This is a genomic window from Bacillus sp. S10(2024), from assembly GCF_050473865.1.
Lineage (GTDB): Bacteria > Bacillota > Bacilli > Bacillales > Bacillaceae_G > Bacillus_A.
This window is the reverse complement of record NZ_JBFLUR010000002.1, coordinates 183,251-203,764: the sequence shown is the minus strand read 5'-3', so window position 1 is coordinate 203,764 and position 20,514 is coordinate 183,251. Positions and strand designations below refer to the sequence as shown.

The 20,514-nt window shown below is 37.1% G+C and carries 23 protein-coding genes; 4 read left to right on the top strand and 19 right to left on the bottom strand.

The features are described from left to right. Positions 1–23: 23 nt before the first annotated feature. The 3 genes from sdaAA to rnz form a co-directional block, all read right to left on the bottom strand. Positions 24–902, bottom strand: a complete 879-nt coding sequence (gene sdaAA / locus AB1280_RS01145) for an L-serine ammonia-lyase, iron-sulfur-dependent, subunit alpha (protein WP_272186939.1) — start codon at positions 900–902, stop codon at positions 24–26. A gap of 18 nt (positions 903–920) precedes the next feature. After that, positions 921–1,580, bottom strand: coding sequence for an L-serine ammonia-lyase, iron-sulfur-dependent subunit beta (gene sdaAB, locus AB1280_RS01140; RefSeq protein WP_429754628.1), 660 nt, complete (start codon positions 1,578–1,580; stop codon positions 921–923). A 363-nt stretch (positions 1,581–1,943) separates the two neighbouring features. Beyond that, positions 1,944–2,867: a ribonuclease Z gene (gene rnz, locus AB1280_RS01135; RefSeq protein ID WP_429754627.1), complete on the bottom strand. Its 924-nt coding sequence runs from the start codon at positions 2,865–2,867 to the stop codon at positions 1,944–1,946. A gap of 169 nt (positions 2,868–3,036) precedes the next feature. On the opposite strand from rnz, the gene AB1280_RS01130 reads away from it, so the two are divergent. Both AB1280_RS01130 and AB1280_RS01125 read left to right on the top strand, forming a co-directional pair. After that, positions 3,037–3,285 (top strand): DUF3932 family protein, encoded by a 249-nt coding sequence (locus tag AB1280_RS01130; protein ID WP_429754626.1) that lies wholly within the window; start codon positions 3,037–3,039, stop codon positions 3,283–3,285. 271 nt (positions 3,286–3,556) lie between these two features. Beyond that, complete coding sequence (locus AB1280_RS01125) at positions 3,557–3,844, top strand: hypothetical protein (RefSeq protein WP_429754625.1); 288 nt, start codon at positions 3,557–3,559, stop codon at positions 3,842–3,844. A 235-nt stretch (positions 3,845–4,079) separates the two neighbouring features. Here AB1280_RS01125 and AB1280_RS01120 read toward each other — a convergent pair whose 3' ends face one another. Beyond that, on the bottom strand, positions 4,080–5,318 hold the full coding sequence (locus AB1280_RS01120; protein WP_429754624.1) for a DNA polymerase IV: 1,239 nt from the start codon (positions 5,316–5,318) through the stop codon (positions 4,080–4,082). 361 nt (positions 5,319–5,679) lie between these two features. Here AB1280_RS01120 and AB1280_RS01115 point away from each other — a divergent pair, with 361 nt between their 5' ends. Continuing rightward, positions 5,680–6,600, top strand: coding sequence for an MBL fold metallo-hydrolase (locus tag AB1280_RS01115; protein ID WP_429754623.1), 921 nt, complete (start codon positions 5,680–5,682; stop codon positions 6,598–6,600). Positions 6,601–6,872: 272 nt separating this feature from the next. On the opposite strand, the gene AB1280_RS01110 is transcribed toward AB1280_RS01115, so the two are convergent. Then, positions 6,873–7,991, bottom strand: coding sequence for a tripeptidase T (locus tag AB1280_RS01110; RefSeq protein ID WP_272186932.1), 1,119 nt, complete (start codon positions 7,989–7,991; stop codon positions 6,873–6,875). A 400-nt stretch (positions 7,992–8,391) separates the two neighbouring features. Between AB1280_RS01110 and prli42 the strand changes: the two genes are divergently transcribed. Next, positions 8,392–8,484, top strand: coding sequence for a stressosome-associated protein Prli42 (gene prli42, locus AB1280_RS01105; protein ID WP_429754622.1), 93 nt, complete (start codon positions 8,392–8,394; stop codon positions 8,482–8,484). Between the two features lie 25 nt (positions 8,485–8,509). Here the strand turns inward: prli42 and AB1280_RS01100 are convergent, their stop codons facing one another. The 14 genes from AB1280_RS01100 to lpdA all read right to left on the bottom strand — a co-directional run bounded on the left by AB1280_RS01100 (position 8,510) and on the right by lpdA (position 20,509). Continuing rightward, the gene (locus tag AB1280_RS01100; protein ID WP_272186931.1) at positions 8,510–8,749 is read right to left on the bottom strand and encodes a DUF3894 domain-containing protein; all 240 of its coding nucleotides are present in this window, start codon (positions 8,747–8,749) and stop codon (positions 8,510–8,512) included. Between the two features lie 219 nt (positions 8,750–8,968). Further along, a complete protein-coding gene (locus AB1280_RS01095) occupies positions 8,969–9,556 on the bottom strand; it encodes a L,D-transpeptidase (RefSeq protein ID WP_429754621.1) in 588 nt (195 codons plus the stop codon). Between the two features lie 17 nt (positions 9,557–9,573). Then, the gene (locus AB1280_RS01090) at positions 9,574–10,542 is read right to left on the bottom strand and encodes an aromatic acid exporter family protein (protein ID WP_429754620.1); all 969 of its coding nucleotides are present in this window, start codon (positions 10,540–10,542) and stop codon (positions 9,574–9,576) included. Positions 10,543–10,645: 103 nt separating this feature from the next. After that, positions 10,646–11,368, bottom strand: a complete 723-nt coding sequence (locus tag AB1280_RS01085) for an amino acid ABC transporter ATP-binding protein (RefSeq protein ID WP_429754619.1) — start codon at positions 11,366–11,368, stop codon at positions 10,646–10,648. Beyond that, entirely contained in the window at positions 11,361–12,020 is a 660-nt protein-coding gene (locus tag AB1280_RS01080; RefSeq protein ID WP_272186927.1) for an amino acid ABC transporter permease, read from the bottom strand. Before AB1280_RS01080 ends, AB1280_RS01085 begins: the two co-directional genes overlap by 8 nt. Before the next feature lie 36 nt (positions 12,021–12,056). Continuing rightward, positions 12,057–12,836 carry a transporter substrate-binding domain-containing protein gene (locus AB1280_RS01075; RefSeq protein WP_272186926.1) on the bottom strand — a complete coding sequence of 260 codons (780 nt, stop codon included), beginning with the start codon at positions 12,834–12,836 and terminating at the stop codon, positions 12,057–12,059. Positions 12,837–13,070: 234 nt separating this feature from the next. Beyond that, the gene (locus AB1280_RS01070; protein WP_272187008.1) at positions 13,071–13,484 is read right to left on the bottom strand and encodes a BrxA/BrxB family bacilliredoxin; all 414 of its coding nucleotides are present in this window, start codon (positions 13,482–13,484) and stop codon (positions 13,071–13,073) included. Between the two features lie 152 nt (positions 13,485–13,636). After that, complete coding sequence (locus AB1280_RS01065) at positions 13,637–14,044, bottom strand: YjdF family protein (RefSeq protein ID WP_272186925.1); 408 nt, start codon at positions 14,042–14,044, stop codon at positions 13,637–13,639. A gap of 140 nt (positions 14,045–14,184) precedes the next feature. After that, positions 14,185–14,646: an NUDIX hydrolase gene (locus AB1280_RS01060; protein ID WP_429754618.1), complete on the bottom strand. Its 462-nt coding sequence runs from the start codon at positions 14,644–14,646 to the stop codon at positions 14,185–14,187. Between the two features lie 76 nt (positions 14,647–14,722). Next, positions 14,723–15,427, bottom strand: a complete 705-nt coding sequence (locus AB1280_RS01055) for a DUF421 domain-containing protein (protein ID WP_429754617.1) — start codon at positions 15,425–15,427, stop codon at positions 14,723–14,725. A 251-nt stretch (positions 15,428–15,678) separates the two neighbouring features. Beyond that, a complete protein-coding gene (locus AB1280_RS01050) occupies positions 15,679–16,992 on the bottom strand; it encodes a dihydrolipoamide acetyltransferase family protein (protein ID WP_429754616.1) in 1,314 nt (437 codons plus the stop codon). Positions 16,993–17,007: 15 nt separating this feature from the next. After that, positions 17,008–17,991, bottom strand: a complete 984-nt coding sequence (bfmBAB, locus tag AB1280_RS01045; protein ID WP_035429503.1) for a 3-methyl-2-oxobutanoate dehydrogenase subunit beta — start codon at positions 17,989–17,991, stop codon at positions 17,008–17,010. A 13-nt stretch (positions 17,992–18,004) separates the two neighbouring features. After that, a complete protein-coding gene (bfmBAA, locus tag AB1280_RS01040) occupies positions 18,005–19,006 on the bottom strand; it encodes a 3-methyl-2-oxobutanoate dehydrogenase subunit alpha (protein WP_429754615.1) in 1,002 nt (333 codons plus the stop codon). 81 nt (positions 19,007–19,087) lie between these two features. Then, positions 19,088–20,509 (bottom strand): dihydrolipoyl dehydrogenase, encoded by a 1,422-nt coding sequence (gene lpdA / locus AB1280_RS01035; protein ID WP_429754614.1) that lies wholly within the window; start codon positions 20,507–20,509, stop codon positions 19,088–19,090. Positions 20,510–20,514 lie beyond the last annotated feature (5 nt).

The window sequence follows — 20,514 nt, the reverse complement described above, 5'->3', positions numbered from 1 at the left end:
GCTGCGTAAGCAAGGTTTTTCTCTTATTCACTTTTCTTCCCAAAAATTTCTTCCTGTAAACGGCGTCCTGTCGGCGTTGCAGCAAGACCGCCTTCTGCCGTTTCACGAAGCGCACTTGGCATTGTTTGTCCGATGCGATACATTGCTTCAATAACTTCATCACACGGAATGATACTCGTTACACCAGCTAATGATAAATCAGCTGCAATCATCGCATTTGATGCACCAGCTGCGTTACGCTTTACACACGGTACTTCTACAAGCCCTGCAACAGGATCGCATACTAACCCAAGCATATTTTTAAGTGCAATACTCATTGCTGTTGCTGCTTGCTTTTGTGTACCTCCAGCCATTTCAACAGCAGCTGCAGCCGCCATCCCACTTGCTGAACCGACTTCCGCTTGACACCCACCAGCTGCCCCGGCAATGCAAGCATTGTTCGCTACAACCATACCAAATGCACCAGCTGTAAATAGAAATTCAATCATTTCTTCACGCGTTGGGTTTAATTTTTCTTTTAATGCAAATAGTACACCTGGTACCGTCCCCGCAGAACCAGCTGTTGGCGTTGCACAAATAATCCCCATTGCAGCATTTACTTCATTCGTTGCGACAGCTTTACTTACTGCATCTAAAATTGTATCCCCGGACAAACCTTTTCCACTTTTCATATACGCCTGTACTTTCACTGCATCTCCACCAGTAAGTCCAGTCGGAGATTTCACACCTTGAATTCCGCGCTCAACTGCTTTTTCCATTACAACTAAGTTTTTTTCCATACCAGCGATTACTTCTTCACGAGAAAGGTTTCTTGTTTCCATTTCACACTGAATCATAATCTCTGCGATTTTCACATTTTTCTCTTCTGCTTGTGCAACTAGTTCCGCTACATTCCGAAACATGTTGTTTCCCCCCTGCTATTAGTCCATAATTGTTACTTGGCAAATATTTCGCTGCGCTTTAATTTCATCAATAATTTTATCTGCTAACAACTCATCCGTTTCAATAACCATTAACGCTTTTCTTCCTTTTTCCTTACGTGAAACACTCATCATACTAATATTAATTTCGTGCTTCGCAAGAATAGATGTAACAGAAGCAATTGTTCCGAAACGGTCATTATTTACAATTAGAAGCGCCGGACTTGTACCTGTTAATTGCAAATCAAATCCATTGAGCTCCACAACTTCAATTTTCCCGCCGCCAATTGAACAAGCAACAACTTCAATTTCATCCTCACCTTTATACAAACGAAGTTTCGCTGTATTTGGATGGACTGCTTGCGCTTCTTCTTCAATAAACGTAACGTCAATTCCGCGCTCCTTTGCAATTTCAAGCGCTTGTGGAATACGAGGATCATCCGTTTCGAATCCTAATATTCCCCCAACAAGTGCTACATCGGTTCCATGACCTCGATATGTTTTCGCAAACGAACCGTATAACGAAATGATAATTTTCTCAGGTTCATGACGAAACAGCTGACGAGCAACTTGCCCCATTCTTGCTGCACCTGCTGTATGCGAACTAGATGGTCCGATCATAACTGGACCAATAATGTCAAAAACTGAACGATATTTCATAACAGTTCCCCCTAAATCTTCATTATGAAAAAGTTACTTACTAATAATCTATTAAGTTGCTGCTTTCTTTGCTTTTCTATATGTACGAATAAATTTATAGAATCCACTTAATAAACTGATACACACCATCAGCTATCATAATATATAAGAGCTCTCTTGTCACTTTTTGATTTACTACATTTTTTACAAAAGCCAACAAAGTATAAACTTATACTGTACAGTAAAAATGAATCCGCTTTCATTATATCTCTTTTTTGACAGAATTTAAATTTTTTAATATTTCAAATTAAGGAAGGATTTTATTCTTAAAATAAAAAAAAACAATGACAGATGTATTTGATACCTCTATCATTGTTCTTTTCATTATCTTGATACGAGAAAATGTTTCAAATCCGCTGCAATTTCCGTATTTGGAAATACTTCCCTGGCTTCTTCGAGAAGGATTTTACACGTTTCCCCTTGATAACGAGAACTAATATGAGTTAAAATCATTTGTTTCACATTTGCTTGCAGCGCAATATTTGCCGCTTGTTCGGTTGTAGAATGATAATAATCGTGAGCCTGCTGTGAATCTTCCGCACCGAACGTCGCTTCATGCACAAGTACATCAGCATCTTGTGCTAATTGAATACTCGCTTCACAATAACGTGTATCTCCTAAGATTGTAATAATTCTTCCTTTTTGTGGTGGCCCGATAAAATCCTGTCCACAAAGTACACGTCCATCCTCAAGCTCTACCGTTTCCCCATCTTTTAATCGCTTAAAGAGTGGCCCTGGTTTAACCCCTTCTTCGAATAATCTATCTACAAGAAGATGCCCTGGAATATCTTTTTCTACAATGCGATAACCAAAGCATTCAATACCGTGCGACAATCGCTTCGTTTCCACAAGAAATTGTTTATCTTCATATACAGTACCTTCTTCGGTAATTTCAATAATCTCAAGTGGATATTTCACATGTGTTGTACTCACTGCCAAGGCAACTTCAACAAACTGTTTAATCCCTTTTGGTCCATATACAGTTAACGGCGTTGTTCCTCCTTGAAAAGAACGGCTTCCTAGCAAGCCAGGTAATCCAAAAATGTGATCACCATGTAAGTGTGTAATAAATATTTTTTCAATGCGACGCGGACGCACTGATGTATGTAAAATTTGATGCTGCGTTGCCTCGCCGCAATCAAATAACCACGTTGCACCTCTCTCTTCCAATAATTGCAAAGCTATCGCTGATACATTTCTTCCCTTTGCAGGAACACCAGCTCCTGTTCCTAAAAACACAAATTCCACGTTGCATCCTCCAAGCATTTCATAATCTCTATTGTTATCTTACGAAATATAAACAAAAATGGCAAATTAACCCCGTATGAAATTTGAATGTTTATATAAAACAAACACTAACATCCATTCGTGTCTTGTAGTAAAATAATACTATCATTTATAGAAGGTGGCTAAAACAATGAAAGAAGCATTTCGTTTACAAACTGACGTCTCCTCTTCTTTTGATCGTTGGGTAAGTTTATTTATTTCTGAAACACCATCAGAATTACAGTGGTCTACATTAAAAGAATTAATTCATGAATATATAGCATTGCATACAGTTCAACCCATACCAGCATATATCCCTTCTTCCGTCACATATTATGCACAACGCATCTCTACTCCAACCAATACAGACATTGTAATTTACGAAAATCATTCTATATAAACATAAAAAGGTATCGGCTTCCGATGCCTTTTTATGTTTATATGAATAGGAAATATCGATGAAATGCAGTACTTAGACACACAAATCAATTATATAAAAACCGTTGATGCTGCCCCCGTTACCTTTTTTCATTTTCGAAAAAATATTTAGGCAAGTGGAATATAAATGATTAACATAAGTTCCCATTATAAATCCCTATAAATATCAACAATATAAACCATAGGGAATGGAGTTAATTATCCATCTCTAATTTTTTCACAAGGAGTCGAACATGAATATTTTAAATTGGTTGACATCATTATTCAATTTTGGAAGAGGAACACAGCGAGTGTTTCAATTGTTTGGAACTAGACGAAATAATAGAAATTGGATTTGGATTTCTTTACTAGGTATAGGAACAGTTTTTGGGGTAGCAGCAAGCCGAAAGTTCAATATGATGAGATCATTCCAGCTGTTATTCCGAGGCCTGAAAAACAGGACAACCATGCCAACAAATTTAAATTTGGCTAATATGGAAATTGCTAATGAAATAACTCCAAATAACAAAAAAAAATACTAGTATAACTAATATTAACCAAACACGAATAAAAAACTTATTACATTTCTTAAGAAGAACAAACGTACTAAAAATCTCGCAGAAGATACCACCTGCGAGATTTTGTTTTATATAAATGCATTTTAATTTTCCGACATATACATCGCTTCTATGCACCGCCAGATGCTCTCGTCCTCCTATAAAAAGAAAAGGGTTTTTATGTCGTTTTTCAACTTATGTATACGTACATACGAACTTTTCACGTGAATTTATTCTCTAATTTTTGTTGAAATGTTCTCTCCTGTTGCCGAAACAATTGACTACCGTGCTGAATAACCTTCTCTCCATATTTATTATTTAATTGCTCCATCACTGTCAAAAGCGGTTCTGCCTTCGCATCTTCTTCAAATGAAAATAAATCAAGCTGCTTAATCGCTTCTGTTTTCCATTCTAATTCACAAGCAGTAATTCCAAGTAATCGAACAGGATCACCATCCCAATGTTTTTTCCATAACCGTATTGTCGCCTGAAAAATATCGGCCCATTCCCAAATTGCATTATCTAACATTTTACTCCGCGTAATCGTTCGGCGATTATAGTATTTAATCGTAATTTGAATATTATATGCAACAAGCGTACGTTTTTGTAATCTTCGACTAACAGATTGAGACAAGTGCTCTAACGTACTTAACACCTCCTGCTCCTCGTCTACATCTTTTGGCAGCGTTATAGAATTTCCGATCGTTTTATACTGCCCCATTTGACTTGGGTCAACTTCTCTATTATCGATACCATTTGCACGCTTTTGTAAATCCAATCCATGATTTCCGATTACAGAACGAATAATAGAAGCTTTTCCAGTAGCTAAATCTCCAATCGTATGTATATGTACACCTTTTAACTTTTCCGCTGTTTTCCTTCCAATTCCATGCATTTGTCCAACTGGAAGCGGCCATAGCATATCTTGTATATCACGTTTACGAAGTACTGTAATACCTAGCGGCTTCTCCATATCAGAGGCAGTTTTGGCTAGAAATAAGTTCGGAGCAATCCCAATGCTGCACGGAAGCTGTAATTCTGCAAGTAATGTTTGTTGAATCATTTGAGCAATTTCTAGAGGCGAACCAAGCCCATAGCAATCTGTTATATCCAAATATCCTTCATCAATTGAAACAGGTTGAATTTTTTCTGTAAACCGTGCCAGAATTTGAAACAACGCAAAAGAAGCCTCCCTATATAACTCAAAGTTTGGATGCTTTACAATGAGTTCTGGGCATAACCGCTTCGCTTCCCAAACAGGCATTGTTGCACGAACTCCTTTCGCTCTTGCTTCATAACTACACGTTACAATAATACCTTTTCGTTCTTTCACATTACCGGCTATCGCTAACGGTTTTCCTTGCAACGATGCATCACGGGCAATTTCAACAGATGCATAAAAACAATTCATATCAACATGCAAAATGACACGACCATTTTTCGGATACATTTCACGCATCTTTCTCACCACCAAAGGAACATTTGTTCTTATTTTACCAAAAAACTTATAAAAAAATCAATATTTGAAAGGATGAAATCGTTACTATATAGAAGTATGTCAACATTGAAATTACAAGGAGGTCAAAGAGAAAAAATGACTACACATCTAAAACCTCTTTATCTAACTTTACTAGCCATTTTATTTTTGTTACTCATTTATTTCCTACTTCCAATCATAGGCGTTGATACCCACGTACTTCTTTCATCTTTATTGTCATTTTCAACTCTGTACATTCTTCCATAGATTTTTCTATACTGGTTTATCCGTCTTGTAAAGGCAATAGAATCAAAATAACGAACACTCTTAAGGAGAGAAGAAAATGAATAAAGAATTTAATAGCAAACATTTTAAGCTCGAAAAAATTCGTAACGGGATATATGCGGCAATTGTAAAAGAAGGTGGCGGTGCTGCAGCAAATGCTGGATTTATTGATTTAGGGGGTACAACTATTGTTTTTGATACATTTAATACACAACAATCTTCTCTGGATTTAAAATACGCAGCAGAAACGATAGCAAATCAGCCCGTTACGTGGGTAATCAACAGTCATTGGCACGGAGACCATATTCGAGGGAACCAAACGTTTAAGGGTAGCACCATTATTTCAAGCCAAATGACATATGACGAAATGAAAATCGCTCATCCATCACGAATCAGTAAACAAAAAAATGATATTGATGGCCTAAGAAATTATATTCGATCTTTAAAGGACCAATTAACTCAAACTTATGATAGGAACTTAGAAGATCAAATTAATTTTTTAAGTGAGTTAGAAATCTCATTACCTACACTAGAGTTAACGTTACCACAACAAATTTTTAAAGATGAAGTTATGTTCCGTGGGACGAAACGTAGCGCAAAGCTTTTCACATTAGGAGGGGGACATTCCCTTTGCGATGCTATGTTGTATATTCCAGAGGATAGAGTGATATTCATGGGTGATTTATTATTTGTTGATTGTCATCCCACATTTTTCGAAGAATCAAATCCACAAAGATGGATTCAGATTTTAAAAGAGGTTGAAAAGATGGATATTGATATAGCAATACCAGGTCATGGTTCGGTTGGTACAAATATCAATTTCTTACAAGTAATCGATTATATACATAACTTAACTTCCATTGTACAAGAAAAAAACGAGATCGAAACGCTTCAATTGCCTAACGACTACAAAAATTGGCCGTCTCCGCAAATCTATCACCAAAATATAAAAACACTAAAAGAGCTTTTGCATTGTTAAGCTATATACATCCATTTTATTTTTTCGACGTAAATGCCGTTGCTATAGAGAAACAAATTGGTCTGCACTTGTCTGCCTCCTTTGTTTTAAAACTTCGTACGTGGCAGGAAAAGGCCCTGTGACCGCTACTATGCATGACCAACTGCTCTTGAAAGGGGTTTATATGTCGTTTTTTCAGCTTGTATTTATATGGCTAAAAACCATTTACGTAAAGCAATAAAAAAACGCATGGGTAATTTCACCCATGCGTTTCAACTTGGTCGATTCTTTGATTACTTCGCTACTTCTTCAATAATTGCAACAACCATCTCTGCTGTTTTCACTAGTTCTTCAACAGGTATTTTTTCGTTTGTTGTATGAATTTCTTCATAACCAACTGCTAAGTTTACTGTTGGAATACCGTGACCCGCAATTACGTTTGCATCGCTACCGCCACCGCTTTGGTGAAGAGATGGTGTACGGCCGATCTTTTCAGCAGCACGTTTTGCAACTTCTACAACGTGGTCGCCATCAGCAAATTTAAATCCTGGGTACATTACTTTTACTTCTACTTCTGCTTCCCCGCCCATTTCTTTAGCAGTAGATTCAAATGCTTCTTTCATTTTGCGAACTTGCTCTTGCATTTTTTCGTCTACTAAAGAACGTGCTTCAGCAAAGATTTCTACATAGTCACAAACGATATTTGTTTGTGTACCACCTTCAAAACGACCGATATTCGCAGTTGTTTCAGAATCAATACGGCCAAGTGGCATTTTTGCAATAGATTTTGCTGCAATTGTAATTGCAGATACACCTTTTTCTGGTGCTACACCAGCGTGAGCTGTTTTCCCGCGAATAATTGCATTTACTTTCGCTTGCGTTGGTGCTGCAACAACGATTTCTCCAACTTTTCCATCGCTATCTAATGCATAACCATATTTCGCTGTAATGCGTTCACGATCTAATGCTTTTGCACCAACAAGACCAGATTCTTCACCAACTGTAATGATAAATTCTATTTTTCCGTGCGTAATATTCTTCTCTTTTAACACGCGAATTGCTTCAAACATAGATGCAAGTCCAGCTTTATCATCAGCACCTAAAATTGTTGTACCGTCAGATACGATATAACCATCTTGAATTGAAGGCTTAATTCCTTTACCAGGAACAACTGTATCCATATGAGAAGTAAAGTAGATTGTATCTACGCCTTCTTTTGTTGCTGGTAATGTACAAACTAAGTTACCAGCCCCGTGACCAGTCACACCCATTGTATCATCTTCAAATACTTCAACGCCTAAAGAAGAGAATTTTTCTTTTAACACTTTGCAAATCTCAGCTTCGTATTTTGTTTCAGAGTCCACTTGCACAAGTTCCATAAATTCATTCACTAAACGTTCTTGATTAATCATGAGAATACGCCTCCTGCGTTATGTATGTAACAATGACTATTATAACAGAATTCTGTAAAAGTTTCGAAGGAGAAGATATATAAAGTGAAATTTTAATTAGTTGAAGCTTTCTTTATCTCTGCTAATTGAATTCAAATTTTACAGATTAAAAAACTCTTTTTAGGGGAGCAAGAGCATTTGGCTGTACATAGAAGGGGTCAGAACCTTTTTCTGCCACATGCAAGGATTAAAACAAAAGGAGAACGCAAGTACAAATCTTGTTTTATTGCTACATAGCAAAGACCTATATGTTGAAAGGTTAAAATGAACTTATGTAGAAAATGTCTCATAATAGACCCTTGTACCAAATTTCGTTTGTATATACAATAAGATTGAAAAGATTCGCAAGGAGGATCTATGTATGAGTAAAAAAATGCAAAAAATTATGGTTTATGTCATGTTAATTTCAATGCTTGTTGCAACACTGCTTACTGGCATAAGCATGTTTTGGTAAAAAAAGAGGGGATATTCTCCCCCTTTTATGTTGCCATAATAATAAGTCCTGCAATACTAAATGCAATTCCCATTCCTAGTGAGAGAACAAAGTTTGGATATTGTTGCTCATAATAAGCACTTAGTGCAAAAGTAAAATTAAGAAGAGCAATAGAAAAGACAGCTAATGAAAATGGACATATATTAAAAGTTGCCAATATGAAAGTAATAATTGCAAGAGCACCAATTAAGAACTGAATGTATGGTAGTCTAAGATTCGTATACATAACAGCAACTCCTTTTTACATAATCTTTATTTATACTGTATTCACGAGTAGTACCAGTTCTCCTGATGAAAATTTCACTTTATCCCACTTTAACGGGCGGTAAGACTTCAGAGAGAAACAAGGAAGAAACTGCCTGTAAAAGCCCGGTTGGTTCAACTAATCCTCATTGTGGGGATGAAGCTCCCCCAATGAGGGAAGTTTCACTTTATGTTATCATCATTAACGCATGTTATATGAACACATGTCAAGACAAGATATAACATTATAAAAAGCCAACAGATACTGCTGGCTTTCTTCGTAAGCAATTGCACCCTTTTCTTTCGCAAGCTGCTCAAATGATTTTTTTGATTTCACAATCCATACTTTTGTACCAATCGGAATACGATCGTACAAATACTCTACATCTTGTTTATGCATTCGAATACACCCTTGCGAAACATACTTGCCAATGGAGCTTGGCTGATTTGTTCCGTGTATCCCATATTTACTACCATCAGTACCCCTTGCATTAAAACCTATCCATCTTGAACCGAGCGGATTTGCCGGTGAACCACCTGGGATATTCTTCGCAATATAATACGGATTTTTCACCTTCATCACAACATCAAATGTACCTTCTGGCGTTAAATCATTCGTTTTACCTGTTGCGACCGGAAATGTATTTTGTATCTTTCCATCCTGAATATATGCAAGTTGGTTCGTTTGTTTATTGACGATAATAAGCGGATCGCCAACACGCGGATTATCACCGAGCGGCCAAAGGGGTGATAGGGAAATACATAATATGAATGAAAGAAGATATGACATACCTCATTCCGTCCTTCTTATATTAATTCTTTAATGTTATATTTCCCTATAAATCGACTTTTAATAAGTAAAAATTGCTCTATTTCATAGACGAGCTGAACGAGCTTAGCACGCGTTTCAAATTCTTCTCGTGTTTCTGGAAGCGGCATTTCCCGAAAGATTTCTCGCATCTCTTGAAGCTGTCTTAATGATATAACCCCTGTACTTTCTGGGCGAATGCCATTCCCGACATTTTCAATTACATCCGCCACCATACCCGCTTGTTCATATGACCAAGATAACGAAGCAACTAGCGGCATAACTCTTTCTAAAATTTCGAACTGTTGCTGACGCATTTGAAAATAACGATAGTAATAATCATCTTCACGCATAAACTGATTTTCCAGCTTTATAAAAGACAACTCTTTTGCCTTCTCAAGTAATGTTTCTGTTTCAATAAGCTCTTTTCCATTCCACACACTTTCACGATTTCTTAAATAGGCAGCCATTTCAAATAGAATCGTCTTAAAATTAGATTCCACTTTTTGTTGATACTCTTTTAGCTCACCTTCAACGCTTGGCATATACAAATTAATTAGCAAAGCAACACTAATTCCAACCGTTAAAATTGCAATCTCATTTCCAACAATAGGCCATGTAATTTTTTGCAGTGAATATAAATGAAAAACAATAACAGAGCTTGTAACAATCCCCTCTTGAATCTTAAGCATAACTGCACTTGGAATAAACAAAAGTAATAAAATTCCAAGTGTTAACGGTGTATAGCCTATCGATTCAAAAATAAAAAAAGCAAACACCATAGAAAGTAAACAAGCTACAAAGCGATGGATAGATACTTCTAATGATTTTCTTTTTGTATTTTGTACACATAAAATGACAAGAATTCCGGCCGTGCTACTAAATTCCAAATGAAGTAATTGAGCAATCCACACAGCCAAGGCAGTTCCAACTGCTGTTTTCACTGTTCGATATCCAATTTTAAACATGTTAACGCTCCTATTATGTACGAACTACTTTCAACATAAGTATAAAGAAAAGGATGACAAAATGTCATCCTTTTTCCCTTATTATTCACGTAACGTTTACATGTTACAACATTTTTCGCAAAAATTCTTGAGCACGTTTGCTTTCCGGAGTTGTAAAAAATTCCTCTGGCTTCGCATCTTCTACAAGTTTCCCACCATCTAAAAAGAGAACACGATCGGCTACTTCTTTTGCAAAACCCATTTCGTGCGTAACGATTGCCATTGTCATTCCTGTCGTTGCAAGAGATTTCATAACTTCTAATACTTCTTTTACCATTTCTGGATCTAGTGCTGAAGTCGGTTCATCAAATAGCATAACGTCCGGTTCCATCGCTAATGCTCTCGCAATTGCAACACGCTGTTTTTGTCCACCCGAAAGGCGATCTGGATAAGCATCCTTTTTCTCAAGTAATCCAACTTTTTCTAATAATTCTTCAGCTTTTTTTATTGCTTCTTCCTTCGCAGTACCTTTTACAGTAAGAGGAGCATACGTTATATTTTCTAGCACTGTCATATGAGGAAATAAGTGAAAATGTTGAAACACCATTCCAACATGCTGACGAACTTCCATAATATTTGTATTCGGATTCGTTACATCCTGATCATCAATCCAAATTTGTCCGCCAGATGGTTCCTCTAATAAATTCATGCAACGTAAAAACGTTGATTTCCCTGATCCAGACGGCCCAATAATTGCGACCACTTCACCTTGTCCAATTGTTGTTGTGATCCCTTTTAATACTTCATTATTTCCAAATGATTTGTGAAGGTCATTTATTTTAATCACTTTTCTTCATTCTCCCTTCAACTGCTTTCCCAATGAATGTAAGAATAATAACAAGAATGTAATAAATCATACCGACAAATAAAAGCGGTTCAAAATAAGACAATGTCTCGCCGCCAACAATATACGCACGGCGCATTAAATCTGTTGCACCGATTACAGTAACAACCGCGGACTCTTTCGTTAATGTAACAAATTCATTTACTAATGCAGGTAAAATATTTTTTAATGCTTGTGGTAAAATTATATTTCGCATCATCTTACCATATGGGATACCAAGTGCCATTGCCGCTTCTGTTTGTCCTTTATCAACTGCCTGAATTCCCGCACGAATCACTTCTGACATGTATGCACCTGAATTTAAGCTAAATGCTAACACTGCTGCTAAAAATGCCGAAATATCATAACCTGTAATTTGCGGAAGACCGTAATAAATAAGCATTAATTGTAGTACAAGAGGTGTACCGCGAAAAAGGGATGTATAAAAATCAGCAATTATACTTAAAACTTTTATCCTAGCAATTTTACAAAGCGCTAATAGCGTCCCTAGCGCAAAACCAAGCAAAGAAGCAACAACAACAATTTTTAATGTAACTTCTAAGCCCTTTAATATATATGGTATTGAAGGCGTTATTTGCGAAAAATCCAAGTTCATCCTAAGTCAATCCTCCCTAGAAGAAGGAAAGGCGGCTTATTTCGCGCCGCCAAACCATTTCTTCACTAATTTATCCATTTCTCCATTTTCTTTCATTTTCTTAATTACTTTATTAAACTCCGCTGTCTTATCACTATTTTTCGGAAGCGCAATCGCTGAACCAGCTTCATCTGCAGCTTCTGGAATTTCCACACTGTTTAACTCTTTATTTTTTTCTAAATATCCTTTTGCTACTGTATCTTCTAAAATAATTGCATCAAAACGCCCTGCTTGAATTTCTTGAATAAGTTCTGGTACACGATCACGTCCTTCAGATTGGAACGATACTTGTTTTTGTAAATCTTTCGCCTTTTCTTCTTGGATAGATCCTGTTTGCACTCCTACTTTTTTCCCTTGTAGATCTTGCAATGTTCTAATATTTGCACCTTGTTTAGAGATGATTACATTTTTAGCAACAAAATAAATATCTGTAAAATCAGCATTTTTCTTACGCTCTGCTGTCGGCGTCATTCCCGCCATAACAAAGTCAACTTTTCCAGCCTCTAATGATGCTAACAGTCCACCAAAATCCATATCTTTAATTTTTACTTTATAACCTAATTCTTTACTAATATAGTTCATAACATCGATATCGAAACCGATAATATCTTCACTCTTTTTTGCATCGACATATTCATACGGTTTGTAATCTGCAGACGTTCCCATAACTAACACTTTCTTTTTATTTTCACTTCCTGCATTTCCACCCTTACTACAAGCAGTGAATATACTCATGATTAAAATAAGTGCAACTGAAATTGATAAAAACTTCTTCATTACTTTCCCTCCTAGTTAATGTATATTTATTTGTTTTATAGAATTTTTATTCGATGAATGTATTGTAGCAACAAATTGATTTTTATGCAATAAATAAAATAAAAATAAATTTATTTTTCTTTCTATAACAGAAATTAATTAATATACACTGCATAATTATATGCATAAACAACTTGTATTATACATAAAAAAGAACCGTTAAGATTACATTCTTAACGGTTCTAAAAACGTATATTACATTTCATCACAATGTTCTTCAAAGTACGATTGTAATTTCGCGATAACTTGCATTGGGTCATGACCTTCAATCTCATGACGCTCAACCATCGTTACAATCTTTCCATCTTTCAATAGTGCAAACGATGGAGAAGATGGTGGATATCCCTCAAAATATTCACGAGCACGTGCTGTTGCCTCTTTATCTTGACCTGCAAACACAGTAACTAGGTAATCTGGACGTTTATCATAATGAATAGAATGAGCTGCTGCTGGACGCGCAATTCCCCCTGCACAGCCGCATACAGAATTTATCATTACAAGTGTTGTACCTTTCTTTTGCAATGCTTCATCTACAGCTTCCGGCGTTGTTAATTCTGTATAACCAGCTGCTACGATTTCTTCACGTGCTTGACGAACAACGTCATTCATAAAAAAGTTAAAGTTAATCAAAGCTTTCCCTCCTCACATATCTCTATCTGTATCTTACCAATAACCATTTCTAAAATACAAGTAAACTTACTTGCTTTGTAGCCATGTTTCACTAAAAAACGTCTTCGAGACCTTGCTCGAAGACGCTTTTCTTAATGACCACGATGTTTCTGTTTCGCTTTTTGCACTTTTAAGGCACGTTTTTTCCGCTTTTCCATTTCTCGCATTTCTTTCGATTGCACTTGCTTCTCTTTTTTTTGCACTTCATACGATAACTGAATAGCTTCTTGTGCTTTCGTAAACTTTGAAGTTTTTAATTCCCTTGCTGCTTGCCGAATCATGCGTTTTACATTTTTCGGACGCTTTTGCTGTTTCATTTCTACTCCGCATTTCGCATAACGATTAAAATACGGTAATAACGTATCATTTACAAATAAAAACACTTCTTCATCAGACGGTTCAGCACCAAAAATGTGCCGTACTGCATACAACTTCCCTTTTTCTTCTCGCTCAATCATTCCTACAAAATACTGACCGTCATGATATACTGTCAATTTCACTGACAGTCCCTCCTTTACAAGCATATTCAGAAATGCTGGACATCCCGGAGGGGAAGGTTATTGACATAAAAAAAATTATGCGTCCGGACTACCAACCGGAACTGTATTTTTGCATCTCCATCACTATTATATTACATTTTTTACTTATTCTGTATCATTTCTGTATATACTTCAATCATTCTTTTATGCGATCCTACAATATACTCTGGTAATTCTGTAATCGAAAAAAACTTTAATTGTATTGCTTCCTCTTTGTTTACAGTAGGTTCTCCTTCATAATCATGCGTATAATAGGCAGTCGTTACTGCTTGAAACTCGTCACCGTTTTCTAGTTTCACAAAATGGTTTGCACCTGAGAACACATTAATAAGCTGCAAATTCTTCACATGAACGCCTGTCTCTTCATATACTTCACGGTATGCAGTTTCTTCTGGTGACTCCCGCAGTTCCATTAATCCACCAGGAAGGCCCCATTTTCCATGCGGTTCTTGTCTTTGTTGTAATAATACTTCCCCATCTTTATTCAATACAAGAACAACTGAACCGACTAAAATTAACGGGCGATGACCAACTACTTTCCGTAATTCCTCCACATATCCCATTTCAACAAACCTTTCTTTTTATTTCCTTGTCCACACCATTGTATCATATGTATAAAATGGAAAAATGATCACTTTTTTACTTTTTAAGCAAAATATTTATTTGTCCCTTTTCATCTACCGTTGCTAATTGAATCGATTGAATCGGTACTTTCTGCTTTAACTCGTCTTTTACCCACTCCTCTGTTTTTTCTATTAAAGCGAGAACATCCTTTTGAATATTCCCATTCTTTATTATGATAAATGTAATAGGTGATTGTTCTACGTATATTTTCATATCTTTTCGAGACACTGTTTCATGTGCCGCATATTGAAATACAGAAACAACCCCACTCGCTTCCCATAAAGCTAGTTTTACTGTTTGAATATCTGTAATACCTTGCAATCTTAGCTCCGAAAATAAATACTCGACTGTAATCCGCGCTTTCTTTAAATTATTAAACTGAACGGAACCATTATGTATAAGAATAATTGGTGCAGGCTCTAAAAACCGTCTCCACCGATCCCACTTTAATGTCAAAATAGAACTTACTATATGAAGTATGACGAGAATAAACGATGTAATCATAGAACCCAAAAGACCTACTTTTTCATCAGACAATGCATTCGTTAGATTTCCCTCTAATAATAGCACGAGAATAAGATCTAAAAAACGAAGCTGGGCAATAGAGCGTTGTCCCATCGCTTTTGCCACAATAATTAAAAACATATATGCCACTATAGCACGGAGCACCCACTCGAAACTCGAAAGATGCTTTGCGCCTTCAAATATGTGCATATGCATAATAGATGGCACCCCTTAATTAAATTCCTCCTTTTAGTTTGCGTTTAATTATATTGTCTATGTAAAAAACATTATAAAGTTTCAACTGTAACTCAGTATATAAAAAGGAGGAAAATGACATCTAAAAACCTCTTTTTTAGATGGGCGAGTGCAGGGTATGTTGTATTCTGCATGCAGTAACTTATATGACCAAAAATTAAAGTGAATTTATATACAAAAAAAAGCCCGCCAATTGGCGAGCTTTTTTATCATTAATATACAGAAGTATTATCTGCAGATGTATTTTCAAGAATTTCTTTTACGCGTCCTAAGAACTTACCGCAAATGAATCCGTCTAATACGCGGTGGTCAAGAGATAGGCATAAGTTAACCATATCACGTGCACCGAACATACCGTTATCCATAATTACTGGACGTTTCACGATAGATTCTACTTGTAAAATTGCTGCTTGTGGATAGTTAATAATACCCATAGATTGAACAGAACCAAATGACCCTGTGTTATTAATCGTAAATGTTCCACCTTGCATTTCGTCAGCTTTTAATGATTTCGTACGTACTTTTGTTGCAAGTTCAGTAATTTCACGAGCGATACCTTTAATTGTTTTCTCATCAGCATGCTTAATAACTGGAACGAATAATTCATCGTCAGTTGCAACAGCGATAGAAAGGTTAATATCTTTCTTCTGAACAATTTTATCGCCAGCCCACATAGAATTAATTTGTGGGTATTCTTTTAAAGCCTGTGCAACAGCTTTTACGAAGAATGCGAAGAATGTTAAATTAAAGCCTTCACGCTTTTTAAATTCACCTTTAATTGAATTACGGTATGAAACAAGATCTGTTACATCCACTTCAATCATCATCCACGCGTGTGGTGCTTCATGCTTACTGCGCAGCATGTTTGCAGCAATTGCTTTACGAACACCAGTCACTGGGATTTCAATATCTCCTGGCATTGTTGGTACAGATACCGGTTTTACCACTTCTGCTTTTGGTGCTGCTGGTGCTGGTGCAGCTGCTGCTTTTGGTGCTGCTGGTGTAATTGGTGCAGCTTCTTTCTTCGCACCTGCTTGTGGAATATTGCCAGATTCAACTAATGTTAAAATATCTTTACGCGTAATACGACCATTTGCTCCTGTACCTACTACTGCATCTAGGTCAATATTATGTTCACCTGCAAGCTTTAATACAGCTGGTGAAAAACGTGGTTTACCATCAGTTGGTTGCTTTGCTTTCGGTGCGGATAGCGGTGCAACTACCTCTGCTTTTGGCGCCTCTTTCGTTTTCTCTTCTACAGCTGTTGCAGCTACTTCATTTGCCCCCTCAACTTGAATCATACAAATCACTTCACCGACAGCTAGTGTATCACCTTCGCCAGCGATTAATTCTGTAACAACCCCGCTGAAAGAGGAAGGTACTTCTGCGTTTACTTTATCTGTCATTACTTCTGCAAGCGGATCATATTTATTTACGTGATCACCAACAGAAACAAGCCATTTACTAATTGTACCCTCTGTTACACTCTCCCCAAGCTGAGGCATTGTAATTTTTTCTACAGCCATGTATAGTCCCCCCGATTAAAATTCCGCAAGTTCACGCATTGCTTTTTCCACTTTATCTGGATTCACCATAAAGAACTTCTCCATTGTTGGTGCATATGGCATTGCTGGAACGTCTGGACCTGCAAGACGAGCAATTGGTGCATCAAGATCAAATAAGCAATTTTCTGCGATAATTGCCGCTACTTCACTCATAATGCTTCCTTCTTTATTATCTTCCGTTACAAGAAGAACTTTACCTGTTTTTGAAGCTGCTTCAATAATTGCTTCCTTATCTAACGGATATACAGTACGTAAATCAAGAACGTGAGCAGAGATGCCATCTTGTGCTAATTTTTCAGCAGCTTGAAGAGCAAAGTGTACACATAATCCGTATGTGATAACAGTAATGTCGTCACCTTCACGTTTTACGTCTGCTTTTCCAATTGGTAATACATAATCATCTTCCGGCACTTCACCTTTAATTAAGCGATATGCACGTTTATGTTCAAAGAACAATACTGGATCTTCATCACGAATTGCTGCTTTTAATAAACCTTTTGCATCATATGGTGTAGAAGGAATTACAATTTTTAAACCAGGTTGGTTCGCAAAAAGCGCTTCTACAGACTGAGAATGATACAATGCACCATGAACACCGCCGCCAAATGGTGCACGGATTGTTACCGGACAAGTCCAATCATTGTTAGAGCGATAACGAATTTTTGCTGCTTCGGAAACAATTTGGTTCACTGCTGGCATAATGAAATCAGCAAATTGCATTTCTGCAATTGGGCGCATTCCATACATCGCTGCACCAATTGCTACCCCAGCAATTGCAGATTCTGCAAGTGGTGTATCAAGTGCGCGCATCTCACCAAATTGATCATACAATCCGTTTGTCGCTTTAAATACGCCGCCTTTTTTACCAACGTCTTCTCCTAATACAAATACTTTCTCATCGCGTTCCATTTCTTCGCGCATTGCTAATGTAATCGCGTCAATATAAGACATTACAGCCATGAAACGTTCCCCCTTATTCCGCGTATACATGCTTTAATGCAGACTCTGCATCTGCATACGGAGCATTTTCTGCATATTCTGTTGCTTCATTTACGATATGCATTATATCATCTAACATTTGTTTTTCAGATTCCTCTGATAAAATGCCTACTTCTTTTAAATAATTTGCAAATGTATAGATTGGATCTTTTTTCTTTGCTTCTTCTACTTCTTCTCGGTCACGGTAAACACGATCATCGTCATCACTAGAGTGTGCTGTTAAACGATAAGATACAGTTTCAATTAATGTTGGACCTTCACCACGGCGTCCGCGATCAGCTGCCTCTTTTACAGCTTTATATACTTCAAGCGGGTCATTTCCGTCTACTGTATATCCTGGCATACCATAACCGATTGCACGGTCAGATACATTTTTACATGCTAATTGTTTTTCAACAGGGATCGAGATTGCATATTTATTATTTTCACACATGAAAATAACAGGTAATTTGTGTACCCCAGCAAAGTTTGCACCTTCATGGAAATCACCTTGGTTGGAAGAACCTTCACCAAATGTAACAAATGTTACTAAATCTTTCCCTTCCATCTTTCCTGCTAACGCAATACCTACTGCATGTGGTACTTGCGTTGTAACTGGTGACGAACCTGTTACGATGCGATTTTTCTTTTGTCCAAAGTGTCCAGGCATTTGACGTCCGCCAGAGTTTGGATCTTCTGCTTTTGCAAATCCGGATAACATAAGCTCTCTTGCTGTCATACCAAATGCTAACACGACACCCATATCACGATAATAAGGCAGAGCGTAGTCTTTATCACGATCAAGTGCAAACGCTGCTCCTACCTGTGCAGCTTCTTGCCCTTGACAAGAAATTACAAACGGGATTTTCCCTGCACGGTTTAATAACCACATACGCTCGTCAATTTTACGTGCGAGTAACATCGTGCGATACATTTCTAATACTTGCTCATCGCTTAACCCAAGCTCTTCATGGCGTTTTGCTTTTACTTCAGCCATTTTAACACCCTCCTAAATCCTTTTTACCCCGCTCTATTATAAAGCAAGAACGGTATACTATCCATTCTTAATGGTTCACTTTTACCCGTGTAACGCTTTTCCATCAACTGCTAACGCAGCTTCACCAATTGCTTCTGATAATGATGGATGTGGATGAATTGTATGTGCAACTTCCCAAGGCGTTGCGTCTAATACTCTTGCAAGACCCGCTTCTGAGATCATATCAGTTACGTGCGGTCCAATCATATGAACACCAAGAATATCATTTGTTTCTTCATCAACAACAAGTTTTACAAAACCATCAGATTCTCCATATACAAGCGCTTTACCGATTGCACGGAATGAGAATTTACCTACTTTTAATTTATAACCTTTTTCTTTCGCTTCTTGCTCTGTTAAACCGACAGATGCAACTTCCGGGCTGCTATATACACATTTAGATACCATCGAGTAATCAATTGGCATTGGTTCTTTTCTAGCAATGTGTTCAACCGCTACAATTCCTTCATGAGAAGCAACATGAGCAAGCTGCAAGCCACCAATTACATCGCCAATCGCATAAATGTGCGATTCTTTCGTTTGATAATATTCATTCGTTTGAATATAACCTTTTTCAACAACGATATCTGTATTTTCTAAGCCAATATTTTGTGTGTTTGCTTGTCTTCCAACAGATACAAGCACTTTTTCAGCTTTAAATTCTTTATTTTCACCATTCAATTCAGCTTGAATCGTTACACCGTTATCTTTCACTAATGTTTCTGGCAATACTTTTGCACCAGTTACAACTTTAATGCCTTTTTTCTTAAGCAAACGTTGCATTTCCTTAGAAACATCTTGATCTTCAAGCGGTAGAACGTATTTTGCATATTCAAGTACAGTTACTTCCACGCCGAAATCAGCAAGCATAGATGCCCACTCAATACCAATTACCCCTCCACCAACAATAATGATAGATTTAGGAAGCGTTTCCATTTTTAGGGCATGATCAGATGACATGACATATTCACCATCAAGTTCAAGTCCTGGTAAAGAATTTGGACGTGATCCTGTTGCAATGATTACATTTTTCGGAATAAGCATTTCATTCTCTTCTCCGCTTGCTAATTCAACAGAAATCGTACCTGGCATCGGTGAGAAAATAGATGGGCCCAGAATACGACCAATTCCTTCGTATACATCGATTTTCCCTTGCTTCATTAAATGCTGAACACCTTTATGAAGTTGGCTAACGATTTTTTCTTTACGTTCTTGTACTTTTGCAAAATTTAATTCTACATTGCTCGTTACAACGCCGAATTCTTCACCTTTTTTTGCAGTTGCAAAGACTTCAGCACTGCGAAGTAATGCTTTACTAGGAATACATCCTTTGTGTAAGCAAGTACCACCTAGGTTCTCTTTTTCAACAAGCGCTGTTGTTAATCCTAATTGTGATGCACGAATAGCAGCGACATATCCGCCTGTTCCACCGCCAACGATGACTAAATCGTATTCTTTTGCCATATCAC

What these genes read in the sequence shown, in the direction of transcription:
- AB1280_RS01075 (WP_272186926.1), bottom strand. Translation starts at nt 12,836, where the DNA reads ATGAAGAAGTTTTTATCAATTTCAGTTGCACTTATTTTAATCATGAGT.
- AB1280_RS01060 (WP_429754618.1), bottom strand. Translation starts at nt 14,646, where the DNA reads ATGGGATATGTGGAGGAATTACGGAAAGTAGTTGGTCATCGCCCGTTA.
- AB1280_RS01080 (WP_272186927.1), bottom strand. Translation starts at nt 12,020, where the DNA reads ATGAACTTGGATTTTTCGCAAATAACGCCTTCAATACCATATATATTA.
- AB1280_RS01100 (WP_272186931.1), bottom strand. Translation starts at nt 8,749, where the DNA reads ATGTATACGAATCTTAGACTACCATACATTCAGTTCTTAATTGGTGCT.
- AB1280_RS01130 (WP_429754626.1), top strand. Translation starts at nt 3,037, where the DNA reads ATGAAAGAAGCATTTCGTTTACAAACTGACGTCTCCTCTTCTTTTGAT.
- AB1280_RS01120 (WP_429754624.1), bottom strand. Translation starts at nt 5,318, where the DNA reads ATGCGTGAAATGTATCCGAAAAATGGTCGTGTCATTTTGCATGTTGAT.
- sdaAB (WP_429754628.1), bottom strand. Translation starts at nt 1,580, where the DNA reads ATGAAATATCGTTCAGTTTTTGACATTATTGGTCCAGTTATGATCGGA.
- prli42 (WP_429754622.1), top strand. Translation starts at nt 8,392, where the DNA reads ATGAGTAAAAAAATGCAAAAAATTATGGTTTATGTCATGTTAATTTCA.
- AB1280_RS01050 (WP_429754616.1), bottom strand. Translation starts at nt 16,992, where the DNA reads ATGGCTGTAGAAAAAATTACAATGCCTCAGCTTGGGGAGAGTGTAACA.
- AB1280_RS01055 (WP_429754617.1), bottom strand. Translation starts at nt 15,427, where the DNA reads ATGCATATGCACATATTTGAAGGCGCAAAGCATCTTTCGAGTTTCGAG.
- AB1280_RS01125 (WP_429754625.1), top strand. Translation starts at nt 3,557, where the DNA reads ATGAATATTTTAAATTGGTTGACATCATTATTCAATTTTGGAAGAGGA.
- AB1280_RS01115 (WP_429754623.1), top strand. Translation starts at nt 5,680, where the DNA reads ATGAATAAAGAATTTAATAGCAAACATTTTAAGCTCGAAAAAATTCGT.
- AB1280_RS01090 (WP_429754620.1), bottom strand. Translation starts at nt 10,542, where the DNA reads ATGTTTAAAATTGGATATCGAACAGTGAAAACAGCAGTTGGAACTGCC.
- AB1280_RS01070 (WP_272187008.1), bottom strand. Translation starts at nt 13,484, where the DNA reads ATGAATGACGTTGTTCGTCAAGCACGTGAAGAAATCGTAGCAGCTGGT.
- lpdA (WP_429754614.1), bottom strand. Translation starts at nt 20,509, where the DNA reads ATGGCAAAAGAATACGATTTAGTCATCGTTGGCGGTGGAACAGGCGGA.
- AB1280_RS01110 (WP_272186932.1), bottom strand. Translation starts at nt 7,991, where the DNA reads ATGATTAATCAAGAACGTTTAGTGAATGAATTTATGGAACTTGTGCAA.
- AB1280_RS01095 (WP_429754621.1), bottom strand. Translation starts at nt 9,556, where the DNA reads ATGTCATATCTTCTTTCATTCATATTATGTATTTCCCTATCACCCCTT.
- sdaAA (WP_272186939.1), bottom strand. Translation starts at nt 902, where the DNA reads ATGTTTCGGAATGTAGCGGAACTAGTTGCACAAGCAGAAGAGAAAAAT.
- bfmBAA (WP_429754615.1), bottom strand. Translation starts at nt 19,006, where the DNA reads ATGGCTGAAGTAAAAGCAAAACGCCATGAAGAGCTTGGGTTAAGCGAT.
- bfmBAB (WP_035429503.1), bottom strand. Translation starts at nt 17,991, where the DNA reads ATGGCTGTAATGTCTTATATTGACGCGATTACATTAGCAATGCGCGAA.